We start from the raw sequence: 23,103 nt of genomic DNA on the forward strand, positions 1-23,103 counted from the left end.
TTAAACGATCAATAATAACGAATGATAATAGCGGCTAATGAAAGACCGCTTAAGATAGTAGGCAGCCAGCTGCGGGTATTGCTTGCCGCCTGAACTTTCGTTTTATTGGGTTCTACATAAAGAATATCAGCCGACCTGAGGTAATAATAAGGCGAGGCGAGCAGCGTTTCTGAATTCAGGTCGAGCCGTTTTACCATTCTCTTTCCATTCTCTTCGCGAATCAGTGTAACGTTATCTCTGCGGGCATATATGGTCATATCGCCTGCAAAACCTATCGCTTCGAGTATATTTATTTTTTCATCGGGCACATTGATTACCATGGGATGCGCTACTTCGCCCAGCACAGTAACTTTAAAATTCAGGTAGCGAACGTTGACCGTTGGGAATAACAGGTATTTGCCTTCAACAAGGGCCTTTATTATATTTTCTTTCAGATCTTTTTTCGTAAGTCCGGCAGCTTTTATATGGCCGAGCATAGGCAAATCAATAAAGCCGTCCTGATCAACAAGGTAACCCGATGCCTGTGTTAAAGCATAACTTATTTGCTGGGTCGAAACGGCCATGGTGGTATTGAAAAGCTGGCTTGCCTGTGCATTCGGGCTGCTGATCGTTATACTTAACAAATCATTTCTTTGAATAACAGGGTCAATATTATCGAGGGCATTATTAAATTCCCGGTCGCCCATGCCATTCAGGTAGGTTACCTTTTTCATATTGGTACAGGAGCACAATAAAATGCCGGATACCAGTACGGTATATAAAATCCGGGTTAAGTTTTGATACAATGGTTTCACGGTAATAAATTTTATTTGACTTATTTAACTGATTGACTTGTTTGGCTGGTTAACAACTTCTACATGTGATTTAGATATTTCGGCCAGCATTACATAGCCGAGAGAAGGCAATGAAACCCTGAGCGTTTTACCCAGCACTTCTATTACTTTGCCTTCCTGCTCCATAAATAATCCGCATTTTACGCGTACGGTATCATTTACGTCAACTTCTATTTTTTCCAATCTTACGGTACGATGTTCCATCAGAAAATTTTTAATCGCTTCAATTTCTGCGTCACGTATCACGGCAGGCTTGCCCTGCCAGCTTACATAATTAAGAACTCCATCTGTTTGCAACACGCTCAAATGCTCTCCTTCACTTATTCTTGCAAAAACATAACAGGTAAACAAGGGCTCATAAACAATTTTTTTGCGGTCGCTCCATTGCCGTTGTACTCTGTTCAGGGGGCAATAATTTTCAATGTTTTTACGGGTTAATAAGGCAGCTACTTTTTTTTCCCATTTGGCATGCGTATACAAAGCATACCACCTTTTCATCGTTTTCATGAAAGACATTTATCGGTTTACAATCAGGGTTTATTAATTCTTAATCCGGTGCAGATAAAAGGCTCCGCCAATCATAATCCCATTCAACGGGGATTTTGATTCAGATAAAAAGGCTACACTGTTAATGGTAATAATGGATAGAGGAAAAATACCGCGAATTGTGGATAGTGGATAGAGAAGGAATAGCGTGAATAATGGATAATGGATAGGGATCAGAACAAAAGAAGAAGGGCACTGAGAAATGAGTATTATTTAGTTATTAAGGTGAGCTTTTTTTTCTTTCATCAACTTTTCACTGGTACATGAACGATAAAGGGCTCCGCCAATCATAATCCCACAATAACCGGATTTAGATAAAAAAATTTGACCCTATTACCGGAAATTGGATGATGAAAGAATTAGCAAGAATAATGGATAGAGAAAGAATTAGTACGAATGCCGGGATAATGGATAGCTACAAGAGGTGTAGGTGGTATTATGCATTCAAGTAGTAATACCTCGCCTGAAATTCTATTATAAAATTAAAGTTATTTATTCGATAAAAACAAAAAAAATAAGTGTAAGTTTCTGCATTCAGAAAAATAATTACATTAAAATGGTGGACTAAATATTTTCCATTACCCAATTTAGATTGGAATATAATGCAGCATTTTGAAGTAATGGTTGCAATACCTGTTGGTTTACTTTTTATGATCATGGACTTAACGAAAAGCCGGCTGAATGAAAGTATATCATGTAAGGGCATTCTATATAATATACAGGAGCAATTTTGTTTTATATAAAATATGCTTATCCGGTTTGTTTGCTTTCGCCGGGTATGCAAATTGAACTGATGCTACGAACAAACCGGCCGGTTTGATAATTGTCAATTTGTTTGTTTGCGTGTGGGGCTACGCAAACAAGGTGCATAAAATATGTTGTGCCGGTTATTAAAAAGGGTATAACAGAATTATGAGCAGAAATTTATTTTGACTAAAATTGTGGTGAAAACCCCTTCCTCCAACGACTTCTTCAAATTCCTTATTCAATTTTTAAACTTAGTAGCACGCTGTATCAGGATGCAGCGGAATGAAATTGCCTGACTTGCTCATGAATGCGACACCAGACAACCAGACATTCATCAATTTTCAGCGTGGAGATGAAAATGCTTTTCGCCAGATATTTGAACAGTATTACCCCGCTTTGTTCCTGTTCGCAAAAAAATTAACCGGCAGCCATGAGGAGGCCGAAGACATTACGTTATATACTTTTCAGAAGCTTTTTAATATCTGTAATCAATTTAATACAGAAATCAACATCAAGGCGTTCCTGTATATAACGGTGCGTAACAACAGTTTAAATTACCTGAAAGCCCAAAAACGGCACCAGCAGAAACAAAAGCAATTTGCAGAAAGAATGAAGGACGACATTTTGCTGCAATATGAATATGAAATAAAAGACGAACTGCTGGATACTATTCACCAGGCTATTGAAAGTTTACCAGAAGAATGCCGCAAAATATTCAAGCTGCTGTACTATAATGATATGAAGCCGGCAGAAATTGCAGAGATGCTGCGGATTTCGGTGAGTACCGTATATAACCAAAAGAGCCGGGCCATACAAACGCTGCGCTTTCTTTTGCAGGACCATTCCATGGCAATCGCCTGGCTTTTATATACTATCGCTTATCTGCAAAGCGATGTACTTTCCCAAACCCATACCTTGTCGGCCTGACCAATATTTTTCATTTTTTTCAACCTGTTGTAGAGATTCCGCACGCGTTGTTTGTTTTAATATTAAGAAAACGTTTCCTCTGAGTTATTAAATTATTACTCTTCGGAGCATTCGTTCATTTACGCCGATTGAATGGAACAACATAAAGAAATAACTGACCTTATATATAAATACATCCGGGATGAGCTGAACGAGGAGGAAACGATTCGTTTACAAAACTGGGTAAAGCAAACCAATCAAAGTCAATCGTTCTTTGAAGAAGTTAGTAATGTACCAGAACTGATATCAGAAGCTATTGCAAAAGCAGAAGGTCAGCAAGAAATAGATATCGACAGCGCCTGGCAAAAAATGAAAGCGCTGGGATGGCAACTGCCGGGCATGGAGCCGCCACCCAAAGTAAGGGTGATACCCATCACCTGGCGCCGGTATGCAGCCATTGCGGCTTCCTTACTACTGATAACGTTTGCCGGAGTATATGTATATCAGCACTCCGGTAAAAAAACAACAGTACCCACTGCCACCGTACAACCCGTAACCCATGATGCCAAACCACATACACAGCATGCATTGCTTACCCTTGATGACGGAAGCACCATCATACTTGATAGTGCACAAAGCGGCTCCCTCGCCACCCAGGGCAACACCCGCGTAGTGAAACTCACCAACGGACAAATCAGCTATACCGGTGGCGGGGGCAGCACACCAGCTAAAGTATTATATAATACCGTAACCGTACCCCGTGGCAGCGATGTAGTTCATTTGCAACTGGCCGATGGGAGTAAGGTGTGGCTGAATGCGGCTTCGTCGATACGATATCCTGTGGGGTTTACCGGAAACGAACGCCGCGTGAACATAAATGGCGAAGCATACTTTGAAATTTCAAAACTTACTACAGCAACCGGCAACGTTCCTTTCATCGTAAACAAAGACCAGTTAGAAGTAACGGTGTTGGGAACGCATTTCAATGTAAATGCGTACGATAATGAAGACAACATGCAGGTGACTTTGTTAGAAGGTAAAGTGCGTGTGAAATCAGAAGCTGCGAACCGAAAGACAGAAGCAATCCTTAAACCCGGTGAACAGGCAGTAACCATAAATAACGGGCAACTGGATATTAAACATGATGTTGACCTTGAACAGGTGGTGGCGTGGAAGAATGGAAAGTTTGTGTTTGACAATACAAATATACAGGTGATTATGAGGCAGGTGGAAAGGTGGTATGATCTGGAAACCGTGTATGAGGGGGAAGGCGTAAAAAAATGGGAATTTGATGGCACTATATCGCGCTATAATAATGTTTCGCGGGTATTTGGATTGTTGGAAGAAACAGGTTCTTTACGTTTCAAGGTTGAAGGCAAAAAGGTGCACATTTTTCCACAGTAAGAAAATAAACCAGTCCCGATATTCTGAGCATATTTCTCTATTCTTATAAACCTACTTATGATAATTGGAGCCGGCGAAATTCCGGTAGAGGGCTGCCTATGGACCCATTTACTATTAATCATTAAACTAACACAGGTCCCCCTAAACCTTCCCCCTGAAGAGGAGACTAAAAAGCCGGCAGTGCTGACACACTCCCGGCTAAGAAAGGTTAACCTGTGAAACTTCGAGGCATCACTATTCGTTAACATTTCAATTCAAATGTATGCAAATTTTAGTTTGCAAACACCTGTCTTTATTGTCTATCATAAGTGGTAAGACAGGCAAACCAAAACAATGCTTAAATACCCGCCGCATGGCGGGTCACCAAATGCTGCGAAGGGCAGTAAGAATTATGAAGATCACTGCTGTAATATTACTTGCGGCCTGCCTACATGTACATGCTTCAGGTTATGGGCAAAAGGTTTCTTTGTCTGCCAAAGATGAACCGCTCGAAAAGATCTTCAAAGAAATTCAAAAACAAACCGGTTACAATTTCTTATACACCTCCAACATATTGCAAAATGCCAAAAATGTTACCATCACTATACATAATGCAAGCGTTAACGAGGCACTGGACCTGTGCTTAAAAGATCAGGCATTTGATTATAAGATAAGGGTGGAGGATAATACGATTGTGATAAAGCCGAAGGTGGAATTAAAAGATGCACCACAAGTAAAAGTTTTACCGCCAGGGCTTATAGAAGTGCGTGGCGTAATTACTGACGAGAACGGCGCGCCAGCACAGGGGGTGAATATTGTGGTAAAGGGAACGAATAAAGGGACTACAACAAATTTGAGGGGAGAGTTTGTGTTGAATGGTGTTGACGAGAACGCTGTGTTGCTTATTACTTCGGTTGGGTATGACAGGCAGGAGATATTGGTAAAGAATAAAACGTTTATTACTACACAATTGAGAGTAGCGGTGGGGAATTTGGATGAGATGCAGGTGATTGCGTATGGGACGACGAGTAAGAGGTTTAGTACGGGGAATGTGGCGACGGTGAAGGCGAGTGATATTGAGAAGCAGCCGGTAAATAATCCGTTGCTGGCGTTGCAGGGACGGGTGCCGGGGTTGGTAGTTACACAAAATTCAGGAATACCCGGTGGCGGCGTCACCGTACGAATACAAGGTCAAAACAGTATCAGAAGCGGCAATGAGCCCTTGTTTGTAATTGATGGGGTACCCTATCCCTCCCAGCTCCTTTCTCCAGATGGACCATTGGTAGATGGCTCCCCTTTAAATTATATTAATCCAGGTGATATAGAGTCTATAGATATATTAAAGGATGCTGATGCAACTGCCATTTACGGTAGTCGAGCTGCCAATGGAGCCATTCTAATTACTACTAAAAAGGGAAAGTCTGGAAAGACAAAAGTGGATATCAATCTACAGCAAGGCTGGGGAAAAGTCACCCGTAAAGTAGATATGCTGAATAGTCAACAGTTTATGCAAATGCGTCACGAAGCAAAAGCAAATGATGGAGCTTCATTAAGACCACTGGATTATGATCTCAATGGTACATGGGACACAACCCGCTACACTGACTGGCAAAAGGTACTCATTGGTGGAACAGCTCAATACACTAATGTAAATGCTGCGGTTTCTGGAGGTACCGAAATTATTCAATTTTTAGCAGGGGGAACCTATAATAGACAGACAACAGTTTTCCCTGGAGATTTTAATGACAAAAAGGGGGCTGTGCATTTTAATTCTAATATGACTACTAACAATAAGAAATTCCGGTTTCAATTATCCGGCTATTATATGTTTGACGATAACCATTTACCGAATACTGACTTAACGCAAAAATCAATTTGGATGGAGCCAGTTGCTCCGGCATTATATAATCCCGATGGAACTCTGAATTGGGCTCCTGGTTCTTCGGGAACATCAACATGGGAAAATCCATTGATCTACACTTTGTATCAAGATTATAGCAATAAAACTAAAAACCTCTTGAGCAATGCTTTGCTCAGTTACTCAATTCTACCTGGTCTAGAAATTAAGAGCAGCTTTGGATACACTAATTTGCAAACTAATACATACCTGCCTGTGCCCTTGGAATCAATGAAACCAGAAGACAGGCCATATTCACAAAGGTTTGCTCTTTATCATTATAGAACTATGAACTCCTGGATCATTGAACCACAGCTAACATATAAAAGGGGTTTGTGGAAGGGAAAATTTGAGGCGTTATTGGGCAGCAGTATTCAACAAAATAATAACGATGCTTTGGATTTACAAGGCGCAGGGTTCACTAGTAATTTATTGATGAGGGATATCAGATCCGCTTCAACTGTATCGGTAAGCTCCACCTCCAATTTTGTTTATAAATACAATGCGGCATTTGGCAGGGTAAATTATAATTTGCTCGATAGATACATTATAAATCTTACTGCGCGCAGGGATGGAAGCAGCCGCTTTGGTGGTAAAAACAGATTTCACAATTTTGGTTCCATAGGAGGTGCATGGATCTTTTCAAGTGAAAGTTTTGCAAAAAATCTACATTTTTTAAGTTTCGGTAAGCTAAAAGCTAGTTATGGTACAACAGGAAATGATTTAATTGGTAATTATGGATACCTTAGTTTATATGGCTCTATTTCCAACGTGGGAATCCCATATCAGAATGTTCCGGGTTTAGAAGCTGGCCGTATTACTAACCCGTATCTTCAGTGGGAAGAAACGAAGAAGTCACAAATTGGAATTGATCTTGGCTTTTTAAATGACAGAATATTGATAAATGCTACATATTCCCGTAATAGATCTTCTAACCAGCTTTTACCTTATACATTGCCAACAGTTACTGGTTTTTCGGATATTACCAAAAATTTCCCGGCTTTGATTCAAAATACAAGCTTGGAGATTTCGCTTAATACAATAAATGTTAAAGGGAAAAATTTAAACTGGACCTCAGGTATCAATATTACTGTTCCGAAGAACAAATTAGTATCCTTTCCGGATATTGAAAACTCAAGTTACGCCAGTGGTTTCGATGGGGTTATTGTTGGTCAGTCACTTGGTGTATTAAAAGTTTTAAATTATTACGGTGTTGACCCAACAACAGGAGATTATCTTTTTGTTGACAAAAATGAAAATCATTCAAAATCTGTAACATATCCAGATGATTGGACGGTATTAATAAATACTTTACCTAAATATTATGGTGGCGTACAAAACAGAATATCTTATAATTCATTTCAATTAGATTTTCTTTTTCAATTTGTAAAACAAATGGGATCAAAGGATTTATTTTATTTTAATGACGGTGCCGGACCAGGAGAATTTTATGGAGGCGGTTTCGCAAATCAATCTGTAGCAGTATTAGATCACTGGCAAAAACCAGGAGATAACACTTCACATGGGCGATATTCTTCCACCCGCCGTGTACGTTACCGGTTAGCTTCTGGTAGTAATGCGGGATATTCCTATGCAGCATCCTTCGTCAGATTGAAAAATGTTTCTCTATCCTGGCAATTACCAGCCAGATGGCTACAAAAAATGCATATTCAAAATGGACGTATTTATTCGCAAGGTCAAAATTTGGCAACTGTTACTAATTATACGGGTTTGGATCCTGAAAATCAAACTATCAATGCTTTGCCACCATTGAAAGTATGGACAGTTGGAATTCAAATTGGATTATAACCGAACCTCTTAAAAGTTATAGAACGTAAAATAGAGTATCATGTCATTTGGCGTTTAAAAAAATGAAATTATGTTAATAAAAAATATTAAAGTAAAAAACAAAGCCTTTAAATGTTTAGCAGAGCTACTTTTTGCTACTGGATTATTGTCATTATCGATGCTCGAAAGTTCATGTGAAAAATTGGTAGATATTTCACCACCGCAAAGTTTAATTGCTGAAGATAACGTTTATACAAACGATGCTACGGCGATTGCTACTCTCACAGGTATTTATACAACTATGAGTCGAGCAGGAGGAACAGGCATAGGAGGTTTTACAGGGGGATTTAGCATTTCTGAATTAGCAGGATTGTCAGCTGATGAACTGTCTGTCTATGATGGAGTGCCTTATACTAATCTTACTGCCTATTATGAAAACGCTTTGGTAGCAATCGGTGGAAATATCTCTGGATCTGAACATTGGGCTCCTTTGTATAATTATATTTTCAAATGTAACGCAGCCATAGGGGGCTTAACTTCATCAAATGCAGATGTATTGACTCCTGCTATAAGACAGCAGTTGTTGGGAGAGGCGAAATTTATGCGTGCGTTCTTCTATTTTTATCTGGTAAATCTTTTTGGGGATGTCCCTCTTACCCTTACCACTGATCCTCAAATTAACACTCGACTGGATCGCACGCACCAAGCGCAGGTTTATCAGCAAATAATTGCTGATCTTAAGGATGCTCAGGGGCTGTTAAACGATAATTTTTTAAATGCAACTTTATTGAGCTCTACTACCGAAAGGGTAAGACCAACCAAATGGGCGGCTACAGCATTACTTGCAAGAGTTTATCTTTATACCGGAGATTATGCAAATGCTGAAACGCAAGCTACGGCTGTTATTGATAAGAATATATTTAGGCTTACCTCTTTAGATAGTACATTTTTAAAAAATAGCGATGAAGCTATATGGCAACTACAACCGATTACTACAAATTTTAATACTGATGATGCCCGCCTTTTTATTATTACTTCAACCGGTTTGAATAGTTCTAATCCTGTACAATTGAGCACTCAGCTTTTGAGTAGTTTTGAATCAGGAGATCAGAGAATGAATAATCGTAATTGGATAGATAGTATTACAATTAGTGGCACTACCTATTATTATCCGTATAAGTATAAGATCAATGCCGAAAATAGCTCTGTCACTACACCCGAAAGTTTAAATGAATACCTGATGGTATTCCGTTTAGCTGAACAATATTTAATTCGCGCAGAAGTAAGGGCGCAACGAGATAACATAGCTGGAGCACAGAGCGATTTAAATACAATTCGCACACGAGCTGGTTTGGAAACTACAACAGCGAGTAATAAGGCTTCTCTGCTTTCAGCTATACTTCATGAAAGACAAACGGAGCTTTTTACTGAATGGGGCCATCGTTGGTTTGATTTGAAAAGAACTGGCAATGTCGATGCCGTGATGGGTATAGTGACGGCACTTAAAGGCGGCGTTTGGCAAACTACGGATCAGTTATATCCAATACCACAAAGCGATATTAACAAAATGCCAAACCTACGTCAAAATCAAGGGTATTAGGCTTTCGAATCACATTCCGTAAAATCTAGCTCTGGAGGGACTATAAATCATAAGCAGAATTATTAAAAGGATTGACATATCACTGGAAGAAAGGGTATATCTTGAATAAAGTCAAAAAATTCTAGATTCTTCAATAGGATGTAACAATTAAAGGTAGAAAAAAAGAAAACAGATATGATAAGATTGATGTGTTTGTTTATGCTATGGGTGCCCTCAATTGTATATGCGCAAGGAGATTTAAATAATAATTTCATTCGGAATGACTCAACGGGTTGTGCTATCAAATGGGCCGAGGGATTAACATGGGATCAGGTAAAAGAAAAAGCTAAAAAAGAAAACAAATATATTTTTATAGACTGTTTTGCTACTTGGTGTGGGCCATGCAAGCTTATGGATAAACAAGTTTATTCGAATGATACGGTTGGAAATTATTTTAATGAAAAATTTATTCCCCTAAAAGTCCAAATTGATCAGACCAAGAAAGACAATGAGCAAGTAAAAAGTTGGTATTCTGATGCTCAAGCTATTTCCAAACAATATAGAATATTGGTTTTTCCAACTTATATTTTTCTTTCTTCGGAAGGAGAAATTGTGTATCGAGAGACCGGTTATAAATCAGTGAATGAGTTTATAGCCATTGCAAAAGCAGCTGCAAATCCAGTACAACAATATAAAAATCCTTATGCAGAGTATGATCAGTTAAATTTTGATTATAACAAAGGAAAGAAGAATTACTGTCGGATGCCTTATATGATAAGAACTGCTGTGGAATTAGGGGAAATGGAAACTGCCCGGACAATTGTTAAAGACTATTGTAATTATCTGCTGAATCTGAATGAAGAAGAACTTTATACCAAAGATAATATTGAGATTTTAACTCTTGTTATTAATAGTAAATCAAAATTTTTTCACTTTTTTTTTCCGGATGGGAATAAAATAGATGCTGTGATGAACAAAAAGGGATATGCAGAAGGGGTAGTTGATAAGGTCATTCAAAAGGAAGAAGTTGAGCCGTTCACAAATATATCATCAGGCGGAGGAATGCAGGTAAAATATATAAAGACGCCAAAAGACCTTCCGAAACTAAATTGGAAAAGCCTTTCAAAAAAAATTATGAAAAAATATAATGCTTCTTATGCTAGAAGGAATGTGTTAGATGCTAAAATAAGTTGGTATTCTCGCTATGCAATATATTCAGAATATATAAAATATTTTATTATCCGGTTTAAAAAATATGGCGTAGATCAACCCGATTTGAATCCGGATATAAGACTAAATTGGGTTGCTTGGGATGTTGTTCAGCATGTAGTAGATAAATTTCAAATCAATACTGCCATTAATTGGATGAAAGACGTGGTAATGAGGGTACCTCAAATGAGTATGTTTATTGATACGTATGCGAATTTATTGTATAAAGTAGGAAAGAAAGAAGAAGCTTTACACTGGGAAGAAAAGGCATTTGAAGAAGCTGTAAATAGGCAGAACGTTAGTGATATAAAGGAATTTGGCGAAAATATTGAACAAATGAAGAAGGGTCAACCCATATGGCCAAAAAATTAAGTTTGATAACATTATTATTTTCGTATGTAATATTAAAATAATAATAATTTAATTATAATCTTAAAAATAAAATGATTTGCTTAATAAGAAATTTCTATAAACCTTTCTTTATGCTTTATATAGTTGTTTATTCCTCAGGGCTACGAAAGGCTTATTACTATAAGATTATTCTGCAGCGGGTTTTGTGATAAGGGTTCTGTTCCTCTCAAAGATCTCTGCCAAAATCATAATTATTTACCGATTATTTGTCTCGGTTAGCTAATTATTGTGTAACTTAAAATAGACCTTTTAACTAATGGTATAGACAAGTATGTTATACTGAACACGCATTTAAGAAGCACGATCTTGCTGGAATAGATTTAATAAGAATTTATCTGACTTTTTTATGAGACTCGTTTTTTTGTTCTTATTTGCTGTAAATTATGTGATGTGCGCATTTGCACAAGCCCCGTCTCGACACATCGCCGACGGGGGCAGCAAACAACACATCCATCGGTCATCTATAAGGATTAGTAAACCTATTATAGATAGCGTGGCTATCAAGCATTGGGTTAGTCTGGGAGATAATGATGATGTAAGCATTAGTAATGACGGAAAATATTTTACATATACTATTTGGAACAAGCCTGTAGGCAACAAGACTTTGGTCATTCAATCTACAACTGATTCGTTGAAGCAGGAATTTCCAGATGCTACCGCAGTTTTTTTTTCTGCAGACAGTAAGCAGTTTATTTTCACGAAAAATGACACTCTGTTTTTTCTAAAAATGGGTACAAATATTACTCATTATGTTGCTGATATTGCATCTTTTAAGAGACCAACTTTTGATAGGGCCGGCTTGGAAAACTGTGACGGCGAATGGCTTGCCTGGCAGTTAAAAAATGGAGTTAAGGACTTAATATTAAAGAATCTGATTACCGGATATGAGGACCGCTTCAACTCTGTAATAGATTATAAGTTTAATGGAACAGGAAAGACATTAATACTAAGAACTTATAACACGCAAGGCGATTCAAGCGAAACAAACTTAGTAATATTACGACTAAAAGAAAGAAAGATAACAAGCATATGGTCTTCGAGAGATAATGACAGAGTTTTAGGCAGCTATACCATAGATACCGCTGGAGAGCAAGTGGCCTTTATATTACAAGAACGCGTAAATACGGAAAATAAGAACATTAAACCAACGAATTCCATTTGGTATTACAATTTAGGAATGGACAAACCTGTTATAAAGGTAAACAATCAATCTCCAGGCATAGACCCTGATTTGTTCATTAGTGAAGAAATTAATTTTACTAATAACGGGAAGTATATTTTGTTTTCTTTACAACAACAGCGAGATCGACGCAAACTCAAGGCAGATGCTGCAAAATTGGATGTTTGGAGTTATAGGGATACAATTTTGCAAGTTACTCAACTGTATGAATCAGAGGAAAAAAAGTACTCGGCTTTAATCAGTACGCTTGGTAATCAGGTAGTCCGCTTAACACATGATTATGAAAAATTGGAATACTTGGGTAATACTGGAGATTTTGCAGTGGTTAAAAGAGATATAACAGGCGATCGTTTTTGGGAAAATAATTATAGAAGTGATAGTAATTGGCTCTTGTCATTAAAAGATGGCGCAAGAACCTTGTTAAGGACAAGAACAAACAATTTTTGGCTTTCTCCCGGTGGGAAGTATCTTGTTTATTTTGACGCCAACCAAAAATGTAATTATTTTAGTTATGATTTAAAGACCGGAAAAGAGGTTAATATATCGAAATTAGTACCAGCCTGGCAGTTAGGTTATGTAGACATATATAAAAATTCCACAAGGAAACCATACTTTATGGCTGGGATCGCAGCCTGGTTGGAAGATGATGCGGGGCTATTAGTATATGATAATTATGATATTTGGTTATTGGATCTGACAGGAAAGGCCCATCCCGTTAATATAACTAATGGTTATGGTCGTCTACATCATATTATTTTCCGTTTAACAGATGAAAGTTGGCAATTAGTCGTTTCTTCCAATTCCTCTCTATTATTGACAGCTTTTAATGCGATAAATAAGCAAAATGGTTTTTACGAAAAAACAATATTTAGGAGCAATAATAATCCTGAGTTGCTTTACATGGGGCCATGTGTTTTAAATCTTAATGCTACTTCGATGCTAGTTAATGCTAATGAAAATTATGATGGAGGTATGACCCCGGTAAAAGCTCAGAATGCTGATTGCTGGCTTGTGAAACGCCAGTCTGCTACAGATCCACCTAATTATTATTTAACAACAGATTTTAAGAGCTATAAAAGATTAACTGATCTGCAATCTCACAATGAATATAATTGGCTAACGGCCGAATTAGTTTCATTCAAACAAATAGATGGAACCATTAGCCAGGGGATACTATATAAACCAGAAAATTTTGATCCGTCGAAAAATTACCCGGTTTTAATTACCTATTATCAGCAGTTATCACACCGCTTATACCAGTACCCTCGACCCAAATTTATGGAAGATGCAAATATAGATATCCCGTGGTTTGTAAGCCGAGGCTATTTGGTATTTACGCCAGATATTTATTTTACAGGAGGCCGAATGGGCAAAGGAGCTTATAATACGGTGCTAGGAGCTGCTCAGTATTTAAGTAAACTGTCTTTTGTCGATGCAAACAGGATGGGCATAAGCGGCCATAGTTTTGGAGGAAGACTAACTAATTATATTATAACACATACCAACTTATTTGCGGCGGCTATGGAAGGGGCAGGTGTAAGTGATGAAATCAGTGCTGCTCTGCAGCTAAGTGGAATTGATGGGAAGAGGCAAGAAAGCCGGTTGGGATATCATGAAACATCATATACCGGAGAAGAAGCCAGTTTCTGGGAAAAGCCAAATCAATGGATGGACGAATCCCCTATATTGAAAGCTGAACATGTAAAAACCCCGTTACTTATATTTCATTGCAAAGAAGACGTTGGTGTTCCCTGGATGCAAGGTGTTGAAATGTTTATTGCACTACGCCGGATGGACAAAAAAGTCTGGATGTTACAATACGATAATGAAGGACATAACATGAATGATAAAAATAATTGTAAAGACCTGACTATTCGGGTTACACAATTTTTTGACTATTATCTGAAGAGGGCTCCGGCACCAAAGTGGATGACACAAGGTATACCTGCAAAATTAAAAGGAATAGAGGATGGCTTAGAGCTTGATTTGAGTGGAAGGCAACCCTGAAAGATATAAACTGAATAAAAAAAGCTACATCCAGAACTTCTGGTGTAGCTTTCTGTAAAATGATGGTTTTGTATGACTTAAATTATTCAGTAAAAGCTATTGACGTGGAAGTCGCAATACAACTAACACCATTGCAATCGCCATTTGAATTTACTGCATGATAACAGTACATTGTGCCACCAGTGCCAACTGAATGGCCAGGAGTATTAAGATTGCTGCACGAACTGGGACATCCGTTACTGTAAGCTGCCGTACAAATTTGGCTACTGCGTTTTGAGTTGAATGCCAATGTGCCACCTACTATGGCTAAAATGGCAATTACCGTTAACATGATTTTTACTTTTTTCATAAAAGAAAGTGCTTTTTAGAAATTAAAAAGCTAAACTTTATTGTTTTAAATATGCCTACTCTCTTATAAAGGTTTTCGGCTTTCCCTTGCCCGCTGTAGCTTTAGTGAAAGCGGGTTCTTCTATACCTGCCTGAATTATACTGGGCAGGTTTTTTGTCCTCCGATGTTTTGGCGAAGGCGGATCCTTACCTAGGCTTTTACCACTTTGGACAAATTCATTTAATCATTTAATAATTGAATTCAATATGAAAATCACTGAAGCTTTCTACTGACGTCTTATAATTCACGCTTGTTATTTATTTTCTTTTTTGAGCAAAAAATAATACTTAGCTCTTATCGATCGATGCACATCGTGAATATGGTTATTCTTCTACCATTTTTATGATCTGCTTACTGTAAACAGTTCCCATAAATGCCGTTTTTAACTTTTTATCTTTTCCATAAATAGCCATAAATGGTACGCCTGTTGGTTCAAAATAATTGTTGACAAAATACGCTGTATCAAATCCTATGGTAATATTTGAATATTTAGCGAGGTTAAATTCGCTGCAAAAACGCTTCATATCTGAAAATGGGAAGTTGGTAATAAAATAAAATTGTATATCTTTTAGTTTGTCCATGTCTTCAATAATCTCCTTCGTTTGGGCACGACAATAAGGACAATGCGGACTAAATAAAAACAGGGCAATGGGTTTGCCTGCTTTTATCTGACTCGTGTTCAACCAGGTGGTACTATCGGGGAGTAATAAACTGAATGTTGGTAATGGTTTTCCCTCTAACCCTGTTTTTTGAGGTTCATTGCCAAAACATCCTGCCAGACAGGTGATTATTAAAAATAAACTTGTATATTTCATATAGTTTAATTTGAAGTCGGTTATTTTAAGACTCACTATTAATGTGGTGTAATAGGCATAGTACGGCCTATGTGTATTATAAGAGCTATTATTATTATCCCAAATGTTAGCGTGATAACCATAGAGAATAGCTGGTAACGTAGTTCAATGGGTGCTGCAAGTATGCTGAATACCATATTACTAAACCAGACCAGGCCTACCCAACAAAAAATACCGTTCCCAAATAAAACACTTTTGCGGAAACCAGCTACCAGTAAAAGCCCTGCAAAACCTACAACAAAAACCAGGTTGACAATAGCCATCAAGACAGAGTAATATTCTGTTACTTTAATCTTATTATTTCTATTATGGCTCGAAACTTCGTTATTTTTCCAATCAAACCATTTGACTACTATCGGCTCCACGGTTTTGTTATCCAGATTATAAACTCCCATATAGTTGACAGGGGGGACACTGTATTTCAAAAAGTTCGGCCATACATAATATTTTAAGAAAGGTCCAGGATGTCGCAGGATCAAAAAGCTTCCATAAGCTCCATATAGAGGCGCTATAGCAGCCCAGTGCTTAAAATCTAGAGTACTAATGTCGTGTTGTCTGTAACGAACGTATTCTTTTAATGGAGATTTTTCATCCCATAAATAATAAAGTGAAACTTCACTATCGGGCCTCCATTTTAAATGGCGCAGTGAATCCATATGATGGTTTACCATGATATGGAGTGATCGGAAACGAGCCGGTACTTTTTCGGGTTCGTCTGGTTTAACGTATGCATAGCCATATAGCGCGTTGGCTGCCAGTTGCCATCCTCCAAAGGCAGAATATTGAATGGTTCCAGTCTCTTGGTAATATTGAATTTGGGTGTATCTGATAAAAATGCCTAATAAGATCAAAATTGAACCTATGCCAATTGATTTCATAGTAACCGGTAATTTGGCACAAACAATTGCTAATACACTTATAAATGGATAATACAAGGCATTGTAACGAACCATAAAAGCTAATAACAATACAATTGCATGGAATATTAATATTCTCTTGCTTGGCAGGAATAAGAGCCATATCAGTTGAGTAAACCATATCAGACTCAATGCAGTGAACAATGAGTCACTGGAAACGAAATTGCTTATATGAAGCAAAGAAAGATTAAGTAGGTTAAGGCATAATAGCAAGCGAAACAACCATTTATTAAGCGCTAAAAAATAACGTAAAGAAAAAATAAGATATATTATGCTTGCTTGCAGCAGCAGATATTGAACTAATATTAAAACAAAATGCGAATTGCTGAAGCTGCTAACAAGTCGTAAAAATTTAGAATAGCCGATTGCCCAAACAGAGATGAACTGATTGGTATAGGCAGCTTCCAGGTACGAATTTGAATCAGGAGGCATAAAATTGGGATATGGATATAGAAACTTAAAACAGGCAAACTGTATCACAATAATGGGAATGGATAGATATAGCATTAACCTGTTTTCTTTATCTTTCCAAATCCATTGAATAAATCGTTGAGACAATATTTGTTTCTGAACTAACATATTTATATGGTCAAATTATTTATTCCCATTTTCCAAATCTTTTTTTCAGAAATATTCCTTTTTTAGCTATTCGCAGCGGCTAGTTTCTATTGACATTTTATAGCGTTAATGTTGCGTCAATGATTCAACTGCTATTGAATTTTTTATCTCTTCCAGGTAATTATCAGAATGTCTATCTTCTGCTTCAGTTTTCACTTTTATCAGTTTCGCTAACCAATCTACCAGCAATAAAGCAAATGTTACTACCATTAGAACGGGGAATGATTGAAATCTGAGCGCGGCAGATGAGGCAAAAATGGTAAAGACGGCATTTAGGATCCATATTATAGTGACCAAAATTATGCAGTTTCGGAAGGGCGTGATATTTTTAAAACCCTTCAACAGGATAAAGCAAATCAAGCTGGCTAGAAACACCATGTTCATAGCGCCATTAAGAGTTGGATAAATATTGAGAATGTTGATGTCAATACTCTTTGTTCTAATGTTTACGAGACGGCTTTTATATCCAAACCAGTCCTTCGCAAGACTATCGACATATAATTTCCCGGAGTTGTATTGAGATAAAAATTCAACAGGTGGTGCAAAGTATTTTTGGGTATTTGGCCATAGAAAATACCTGGCGAATTTGAAGGGGTATTGAGTAATAATATACATTCCATATTCTTTGTAAAAGGGCCCCATCGCTGCCCATTTTTTAAAATCTTTTGAAATGGTGTCTTTTTTAAAAACGCGGTTCCGGTATTTGAATAAGGATAATTCGCTTGACCACATATAAGCCGTACTTGCCATTTCCGCTTCGAATGGATATTTGTTTACATTCCTTGTGCTATCGAAATATTGACGGATCATGTTATCCAATATTTTAAACTTTTTAGGCACCGGTTTTCGATCGGCACTATCTACATAACGGTACGCATACATAGCATTGTTAGACATTTGCCAGCCGGCGAAAGGTGAATACTGCCAGTAACCGGTTAGAACTTTATATTTGTACATAGTATATCCTATGAACAAACTACAGAGCGCTATACTCGTGGCTATCCCACTTAATCTCTTGCGTAATGGTAATTTGCATAACCAAAATACTCCTATTGAAATAATTGGGTAAATCAATGCATTATAACGAACTGTAAAAGCAAAGAACAGCACCAATAAATGCCAAATGATAATACGGATAGATGGCTGATGTATATTCCATAACAATAATGAAAACCACGTGAGACTTAATGCAGCAAAAATGCAATCGCTGCTCACTAAATTGGCTAACATTAAAGCCAAAGGATTTATTGTGAAGAAGATCAATAATGTGATTTGGATAATTTTACCAGGTTTATAAAAATAGAATATGGTAAATAATAGAAATAAGGCACTACTTTGTATAAGTAAGTATTGAAATGCTACAAGTAAGGTATCGGAGGTAGTAAATACGCTGAACAGGCGGAGAAATCGGGAATATCCGATCATATATGCATTTATGTCCGAATTCCTAAGGGCAGCTCGGATATACAAAAAGGAGTCATCATGTATAAAACTAGCATAGGGATAAAAATATTTTAGCAATGCAAATTGTATGACAAATGCTGCTGCCGCCAACCATAAAATGGTCCGATGACGCCGATTCTTAAAAAGAAACTCTTTAAAGGAAGTCTGGATATCTAACATGTTGGTTTGGTCATTCATAAAATAGTTTTGGCATCCATGAGCAATATTTATTGTAGAGGCTTTTTGTACATATAAAACAACAGTCATCTTGCTGTTGGTTGAGATATTATTTTTTGTTCAGATTTATTTACCATCATCCGGCTATTCAACAACCCATACTTAAAAACGCAATAAACCGCCCTTACCCCATCTCTCCACCCAATCTTCTTCCCCTCAGCAAAAGTCCTCCCATAATAACTAATCCCGACCTCATAAATTCTTATCCCCGGCACCATCCCAATTTTCGCCGTCACCTCCGGTTCAAACCCAAATCGCTTTTCTTCGAGATAAATTCTTTGAATGATATCCGTTCGAAACATTTTATAACCAGTTTCCATATCGGTCAAATTCAGGTTGGTGAACATGTTGCTTAAGAAGGTAAGAAACCGATTCCCGATCGAATGCCAGAAGAAAAGAATGCGGTGGGGATTGCCTCCCATAAACCGGGAGCCGTAAACCACATCTGCATGTCCGTTAATAACCGGCTTCAACAAGGTGTTGTATTCACCCGGATCATACTCCAGATCTGCATCCTGAACCAGCAGGTATTCCCCCGTGGCCTCTGCAATACCCGTATGTATGGCCGCACCTTTTCCCTGGTTTTTCTCATGTTTGATGTATTTAAAATAATTTATTGATAGCGCTGCATTGGTAGATATATATTCCTGCACTACCTGCTCTGTATTGTCTTTGGAACAGTCGTTCACAACGATCACTTCTTTTTCAATATTACCCATCAGCTTTACTTCATTGATCTTATTTAATACAGCAGCAATTGTTTTCTCTTCATTATATGCAGGAATGATAATGGAAAGTCGCCTTATTATTATGGATTGCCGGCTAACGGCTCCGGTTTGCTGATTGCCGGCCTGGCGCTCATTTGCTATCGGCATCGGCGCCGGTGGGTCAAGGATGTCTTTTTGATGTACTATAGGTTCCATAAAATATCTTTTTATCAATTCCCTGGATTGAGTTTACTCATATCTTTCTTTATTGATTGCCGTATTTTCTTTTCCAATAAAATACCGGTAAAAGCAAGGATAATGAAAGCACTATTAAATACAAGATGACCACGCCATGATAACAATGATATTATACCGCCACAACTGCAGGGCAATTCCTTGTTGAAGGTCATAATAGCTATAATGTATAAAGTAAAGGCTACCATTAAAACCAATGATGAATACAATCCTTTCAATCGTAATCGGGGAATAAATAATAACAGGGATACTATAAATTCTGTTATGGGCAGGGCCCAGGCAACGATGGGGGCTACTGGTTGTAAAACAGGCGACTCTGCCAGCTGCTCTTTAAATACCGGATACTCCATTAATTTGCTAATACCGGTATATAAAAACAGTATTACAAACATCAAGGCAATTATCTCAACAATCGTTTCTCTTTTTAACCAGGAGAATAAAGTGCGTCTCTGTACTACGGTACTTTCCATTGTTGAATAGTTATAATGTTTAATGGTCTCATTGTAAGGTCATACCCGGAAACAGCGCTGGTGCCGGATGCCCCTTCGACTTCGCTCAGGACGATCATCCTTGTCATCGACAACTTTTTATCGGTATCGCATTCTTTGACCCTCGATATGGTTTTAATAAAAATTGTCTCACCAGCCTGTTGGCCGGGCTGTCTTGTTTACACTGCCGGTTAGTTTTTGGGGTAATCGCCACTAATTCGCTACAAATGGCGCTTATGCTGTTTTGGGCTGAAGTAAATTATTTCAGTATTATATTGGATTTTCGATTTGGAGATTTAAATCAATAAATCCCAAAATCGCAAAATCAGAAATCGTTTTACAGGGTAGCCGTCTAAGCCCCGGCTCGATAACCGGGGCGCACCGGCATTAAACCTTATCCTATATATTAGGAATCAAAAAGAATTGGGCTATATGGTTCGGGTAACACTATTCCCGCTCTCCAATATTTCATGGTGAATAAAGCAGCGGTAAAACCGCCTCCATTTTTCTATTACTAACTACATACGTTTCCTTCCCCGCCAACTGGCGGGGAACTCAGTCATTATGATTCCTGTGAAATAGTTTGTCTGTATCGTGTGTGGGAAATGTTACAATTGCTAATGGGCCGTTTCGAGCTGGGTTTTATCTTCCGGCGACAAATACCGGAGCATCGTTCATTCTGTATGCAAGTTAGCAACACCTGTTATAGATTTTTGCACAACCTTTTTCGATTTTTGCATAATTGTTGTCGATTATTGCACATTCGTTACTGTTATCCATATAAATCCTGCCATTCTGTGGGCGTCATGTTGAACGCTTTCTTAAAGGCTGCTGCAAAGGAACTCTGCGACCGGTAACAACATTTGGCCGCCACCTGCTTCTTCGGCATCCCCTGTTCCAAAAATTGTTTGGATGCTTCAAGGCGTTGCCTAACCTGGTATTCTTTGATACCGGCTCCGTATACGTCTTTAAATGCCTTCTCAATGTAATTTCTATTAGGAGCGTTCTGCTGATCTAATAAGTCAGCTGCTGATTTGCACTGAAGCGGGTTGTCATCTATGCATTGCTTTAACTTTTCAATGGCGACCAGCACATATTTGGAATAAGGCTTGTTGGCGTTTCTGAGATTCATCAGAAGGTATTTAATCAGTGATTTAACCAAAGGTTTATGGCACGGATCTTTGTTTGTTTTAACAAAGTCGGAAAAATGAATACCTGCAAAAATGCCCCGTTACATTAACGGTATTAATAAAGGAGAAGGTTACCCGGGAACGGAACTGTTATGAAGTAGTAATAGAACGACTGAATCTACAAATTTACCTGCAGTATTTTTACTAATTAAATTTATTTTTTACGCTTATGTAGGGGAGTGATTCTCATAACCAACTAACTATCATGTTAGGACGTATACGCCTGAAATGCCCGATACTGCTGCGTTTTACTGCGGTTTGTGTTTTGCACGATAGTTTATGTTTTGCACTATTTGTTAAAATGTTAGACCGTAAACACCCCTCTGATACCGGCTGATAATCGATGTAGTAACTTACATTTTTAATTGCTGCCTTTTCATCTGCAGGGTTGGGTTTGGGTGTAACTGATTTTGGTAAAAGAAAGTAAAATGATAAGTAGTAGTGCAATTCTGTTTATAGTATTGAGTCTGTAGTTAGAGGTTTAAACATTCTTAAAACTTTGTTACCTGTGAAAAACGCGTGGCGGCAAGTTGTCCTGAGTTAATAAATAGGTGTCATATATTTATTAGTTAATAAGTGATGCTGCATCAACAAAAAAAAATCCCGCCTTTTGTGGCGGGACTGCAATACTTTACGCCTCCTGACGAAAAGTACCTCGTGTTATTTAAAGAACTGCCCGTGCAACCGGATCCGATATCACCGATTGTCCGTTAAGTCCTACAGCAATAACCCTGAACCAGTATATTACCAACGGCTTCAAACCTTTAAAGGTGTGTGTTCGGTGTGCGCTTGTTTCGCTCATCCAAACGGTTGTTGCCGTTGGTTGCTCGGTCGTGTACTGGTGTACGTAGGCTCTGGCGCCCGCGACTTTTTTCACGCGGATATACATTTCGCCGGGACCTGTTGATTCGACCGTCATACTTTCGATGGCAGACAGTGGGGTAGAAGTGCCCCTGTCTTTTGAAAGGGTAAAACCGCTGCTTAACAGCATGGTTCTGTCGCCGTTGCTCACCTGAGAAACATAAAAAGCCAGCTTTCTTAAGACTTCGATTAAAGCCTTCCGCTTGTCTTTTTTAATGGATATCAGAGTTCTTCCGCCATCGGCGGCGTCATTCAATGCCACCTGGTATTCGCTCAGGGCTTTTTCGAGCTCCTGCACCAGCGTGGTATCGGGAAAAAAGGCATTGCCTTTTACATTGCTGAGAACATTGTTACCCGTTTTGGCAAGTTCGCCGTCGCGGATATGCTGAAATGGTAAAACTATTCTGCTCATATACTATGAGTTTAAATTGTGAAAAAAATGGTTACTGTTCGTTTGCTACTAAAAAGAACCACCATTCAAACCCATTGGCCAATAGAGTCAGTTACAAAAGATGCTGATCTGCTTCACCAAATTTAACCGCAGGATCCTTTACGGATAAATCGGTTATACATGTCAGTTTCTTTGTTCGATACAAATATAATATGGCTTTTATGTGAAATCCAAATGTGGGCACTCAAAATGACACATTATGACACAT

15 protein-coding genes are annotated in these 23,103 nt (G+C 38.1%); 6 read left to right on the forward strand and 9 right to left on the reverse strand.

The annotated features are described in order from the left end of the window. Positions 1-8: 8 nt before the first annotated feature. Positions 9-794 carry a polysaccharide biosynthesis/export family protein gene (locus tag AC59IL_RS37395; RefSeq protein WP_496557368.1) on the reverse strand — a complete coding sequence of 262 codons (786 nt, stop codon included), beginning with the start codon at positions 792-794 and terminating at the stop codon, positions 9-11. Between the two features lie 24 nt (positions 795-818). Beyond that, positions 819-1,340 (reverse strand): UpxY family transcription antiterminator, encoded by a 522-nt coding sequence (locus tag AC59IL_RS37400; protein WP_496557369.1) that lies wholly within the window; start codon positions 1,338-1,340, stop codon positions 819-821. Positions 1,341-2,429: 1,089 nt separating this feature from the next. Here AC59IL_RS37400 and AC59IL_RS37405 point away from each other — a divergent pair. From AC59IL_RS37405 to AC59IL_RS37430, 6 genes are all read left to right on the forward strand, one after another. After that, the gene (locus AC59IL_RS37405; RefSeq protein ID WP_496557370.1) at positions 2,430-3,053 is read left to right on the forward strand and encodes an RNA polymerase sigma factor; all 624 of its coding nucleotides are present in this window, start codon (positions 2,430-2,432) and stop codon (positions 3,051-3,053) included. Between the two features lie 132 nt (positions 3,054-3,185). Then, positions 3,186-4,436 (forward strand): FecR family protein, encoded by a 1,251-nt coding sequence (locus tag AC59IL_RS37410; RefSeq protein WP_496557371.1) that lies wholly within the window; start codon positions 3,186-3,188, stop codon positions 4,434-4,436. A 262-nt stretch (positions 4,437-4,698) separates the two neighbouring features. After that, entirely contained in the window at positions 4,699-8,121 is a 3,423-nt protein-coding gene (locus AC59IL_RS37415) for a SusC/RagA family TonB-linked outer membrane protein (RefSeq protein WP_496557372.1), read from the forward strand. Positions 8,122-8,191: 70 nt separating this feature from the next. Beyond that, a complete protein-coding gene (locus AC59IL_RS37420; RefSeq protein ID WP_496557373.1) occupies positions 8,192-9,700 on the forward strand; it encodes a RagB/SusD family nutrient uptake outer membrane protein in 1,509 nt (502 codons plus the stop codon). Between the two features lie 174 nt (positions 9,701-9,874). Next, complete coding sequence (locus AC59IL_RS37425) at positions 9,875-11,260, forward strand: thioredoxin family protein (RefSeq protein ID WP_496557374.1); 1,386 nt, start codon at positions 9,875-9,877, stop codon at positions 11,258-11,260. Between the two features lie 532 nt (positions 11,261-11,792). Continuing rightward, positions 11,793-14,486 (forward strand): alpha/beta hydrolase family protein, encoded by a 2,694-nt coding sequence (locus AC59IL_RS37430; protein ID WP_496557375.1) that lies wholly within the window; start codon positions 11,793-11,795, stop codon positions 14,484-14,486. A gap of 711 nt (positions 14,487-15,197) precedes the next feature. Here AC59IL_RS37430 and AC59IL_RS37435 read toward each other — a convergent pair. The 7 genes from AC59IL_RS37435 to AC59IL_RS37465 all read right to left on the reverse strand — a co-directional run bounded on the left by AC59IL_RS37435 (position 15,198) and on the right by AC59IL_RS37465 (position 22,856). Beyond that, entirely contained in the window at positions 15,198-15,689 is a 492-nt protein-coding gene (locus AC59IL_RS37435) for a TlpA family protein disulfide reductase (RefSeq protein WP_496557376.1), read from the reverse strand. 38 nt (positions 15,690-15,727) lie between these two features. After that, the gene (locus AC59IL_RS37440; RefSeq protein WP_496557377.1) at positions 15,728-17,224 is read right to left on the reverse strand and encodes a hypothetical protein; all 1,497 of its coding nucleotides are present in this window, start codon (positions 17,222-17,224) and stop codon (positions 15,728-15,730) included. A gap of 105 nt (positions 17,225-17,329) precedes the next feature. After that, on the reverse strand, positions 17,330-18,973 hold the full coding sequence (locus AC59IL_RS37445; protein ID WP_496557378.1) for a hypothetical protein: 1,644 nt from the start codon (positions 18,971-18,973) through the stop codon (positions 17,330-17,332). Further along, positions 18,970-19,866, reverse strand: coding sequence for a glycosyltransferase family 2 protein (locus tag AC59IL_RS37450; RefSeq protein ID WP_496557379.1), 897 nt, complete (start codon positions 19,864-19,866; stop codon positions 18,970-18,972). Before AC59IL_RS37450 ends, AC59IL_RS37445 begins: the two co-directional genes overlap by 4 nt. Before the next feature lie 14 nt (positions 19,867-19,880). Beyond that, a complete protein-coding gene (locus tag AC59IL_RS37455; protein WP_496557380.1) occupies positions 19,881-20,375 on the reverse strand; it encodes a MauE/DoxX family redox-associated membrane protein in 495 nt (164 codons plus the stop codon). Between the two features lie 790 nt (positions 20,376-21,165). After that, positions 21,166-21,525 carry a helix-turn-helix transcriptional regulator gene (locus AC59IL_RS37460; protein ID WP_496557381.1) on the reverse strand — a complete coding sequence of 120 codons (360 nt, stop codon included), beginning with the start codon at positions 21,523-21,525 and terminating at the stop codon, positions 21,166-21,168. Between the two features lie 722 nt (positions 21,526-22,247). Next, positions 22,248-22,856, reverse strand: a complete 609-nt coding sequence (locus AC59IL_RS37465) for a fibronectin type III domain-containing protein (protein WP_496557382.1) — start codon at positions 22,854-22,856, stop codon at positions 22,248-22,250. Positions 22,857-23,103: the final 247 nt, after the last annotated feature.

This window comes from Niastella sp. sgz303648, assembly GCF_059587045.1.

Excerpts from the sequence above, each read along its gene's own strand:
- AC59IL_RS37415 (WP_496557372.1), top strand. The coding sequence starts at position 4,699 with ATGCAAATTTTAGTTTGCAAACACCTGTCTTTATTGTCTATCATAAGT.
- AC59IL_RS37455 (WP_496557380.1), bottom strand. The coding sequence starts at position 20,375 with ATGGAAAGTACCGTAGTACAGAGACGCACTTTATTCTCCTGGTTAAAA.
- AC59IL_RS37400 (WP_496557369.1), bottom strand. The coding sequence starts at position 1,340 with ATGAAAACGATGAAAAGGTGGTATGCTTTGTATACGCATGCCAAATGG.
- AC59IL_RS37410 (WP_496557371.1), top strand. The coding sequence starts at position 3,186 with ATGGAACAACATAAAGAAATAACTGACCTTATATATAAATACATCCGG.
- AC59IL_RS37460 (WP_496557381.1), bottom strand. The coding sequence starts at position 21,525 with ATGAATCTCAGAAACGCCAACAAGCCTTATTCCAAATATGTGCTGGTC.
- AC59IL_RS37425 (WP_496557374.1), top strand. The coding sequence starts at position 9,875 with ATGATAAGATTGATGTGTTTGTTTATGCTATGGGTGCCCTCAATTGTA.
- AC59IL_RS37465 (WP_496557382.1), bottom strand. The coding sequence starts at position 22,856 with ATGAGCAGAATAGTTTTACCATTTCAGCATATCCGCGACGGCGAACTT.
- AC59IL_RS37435 (WP_496557376.1), bottom strand. The coding sequence starts at position 15,689 with ATGAAATATACAAGTTTATTTTTAATAATCACCTGTCTGGCAGGATGT.
- AC59IL_RS37445 (WP_496557378.1), bottom strand. The coding sequence starts at position 18,973 with ATGACTGTTGTTTTATATGTACAAAAAGCCTCTACAATAAATATTGCT.
- AC59IL_RS37450 (WP_496557379.1), bottom strand. The coding sequence starts at position 19,866 with ATGGAACCTATAGTACATCAAAAAGACATCCTTGACCCACCGGCGCCG.
- AC59IL_RS37405 (WP_496557370.1), top strand. The coding sequence starts at position 2,430 with ATGAATGCGACACCAGACAACCAGACATTCATCAATTTTCAGCGTGGA.
- AC59IL_RS37420 (WP_496557373.1), top strand. The coding sequence starts at position 8,192 with ATGTTAATAAAAAATATTAAAGTAAAAAACAAAGCCTTTAAATGTTTA.
- AC59IL_RS37440 (WP_496557377.1), bottom strand. The coding sequence starts at position 17,224 with ATGTTAGTTCAGAAACAAATATTGTCTCAACGATTTATTCAATGGATT.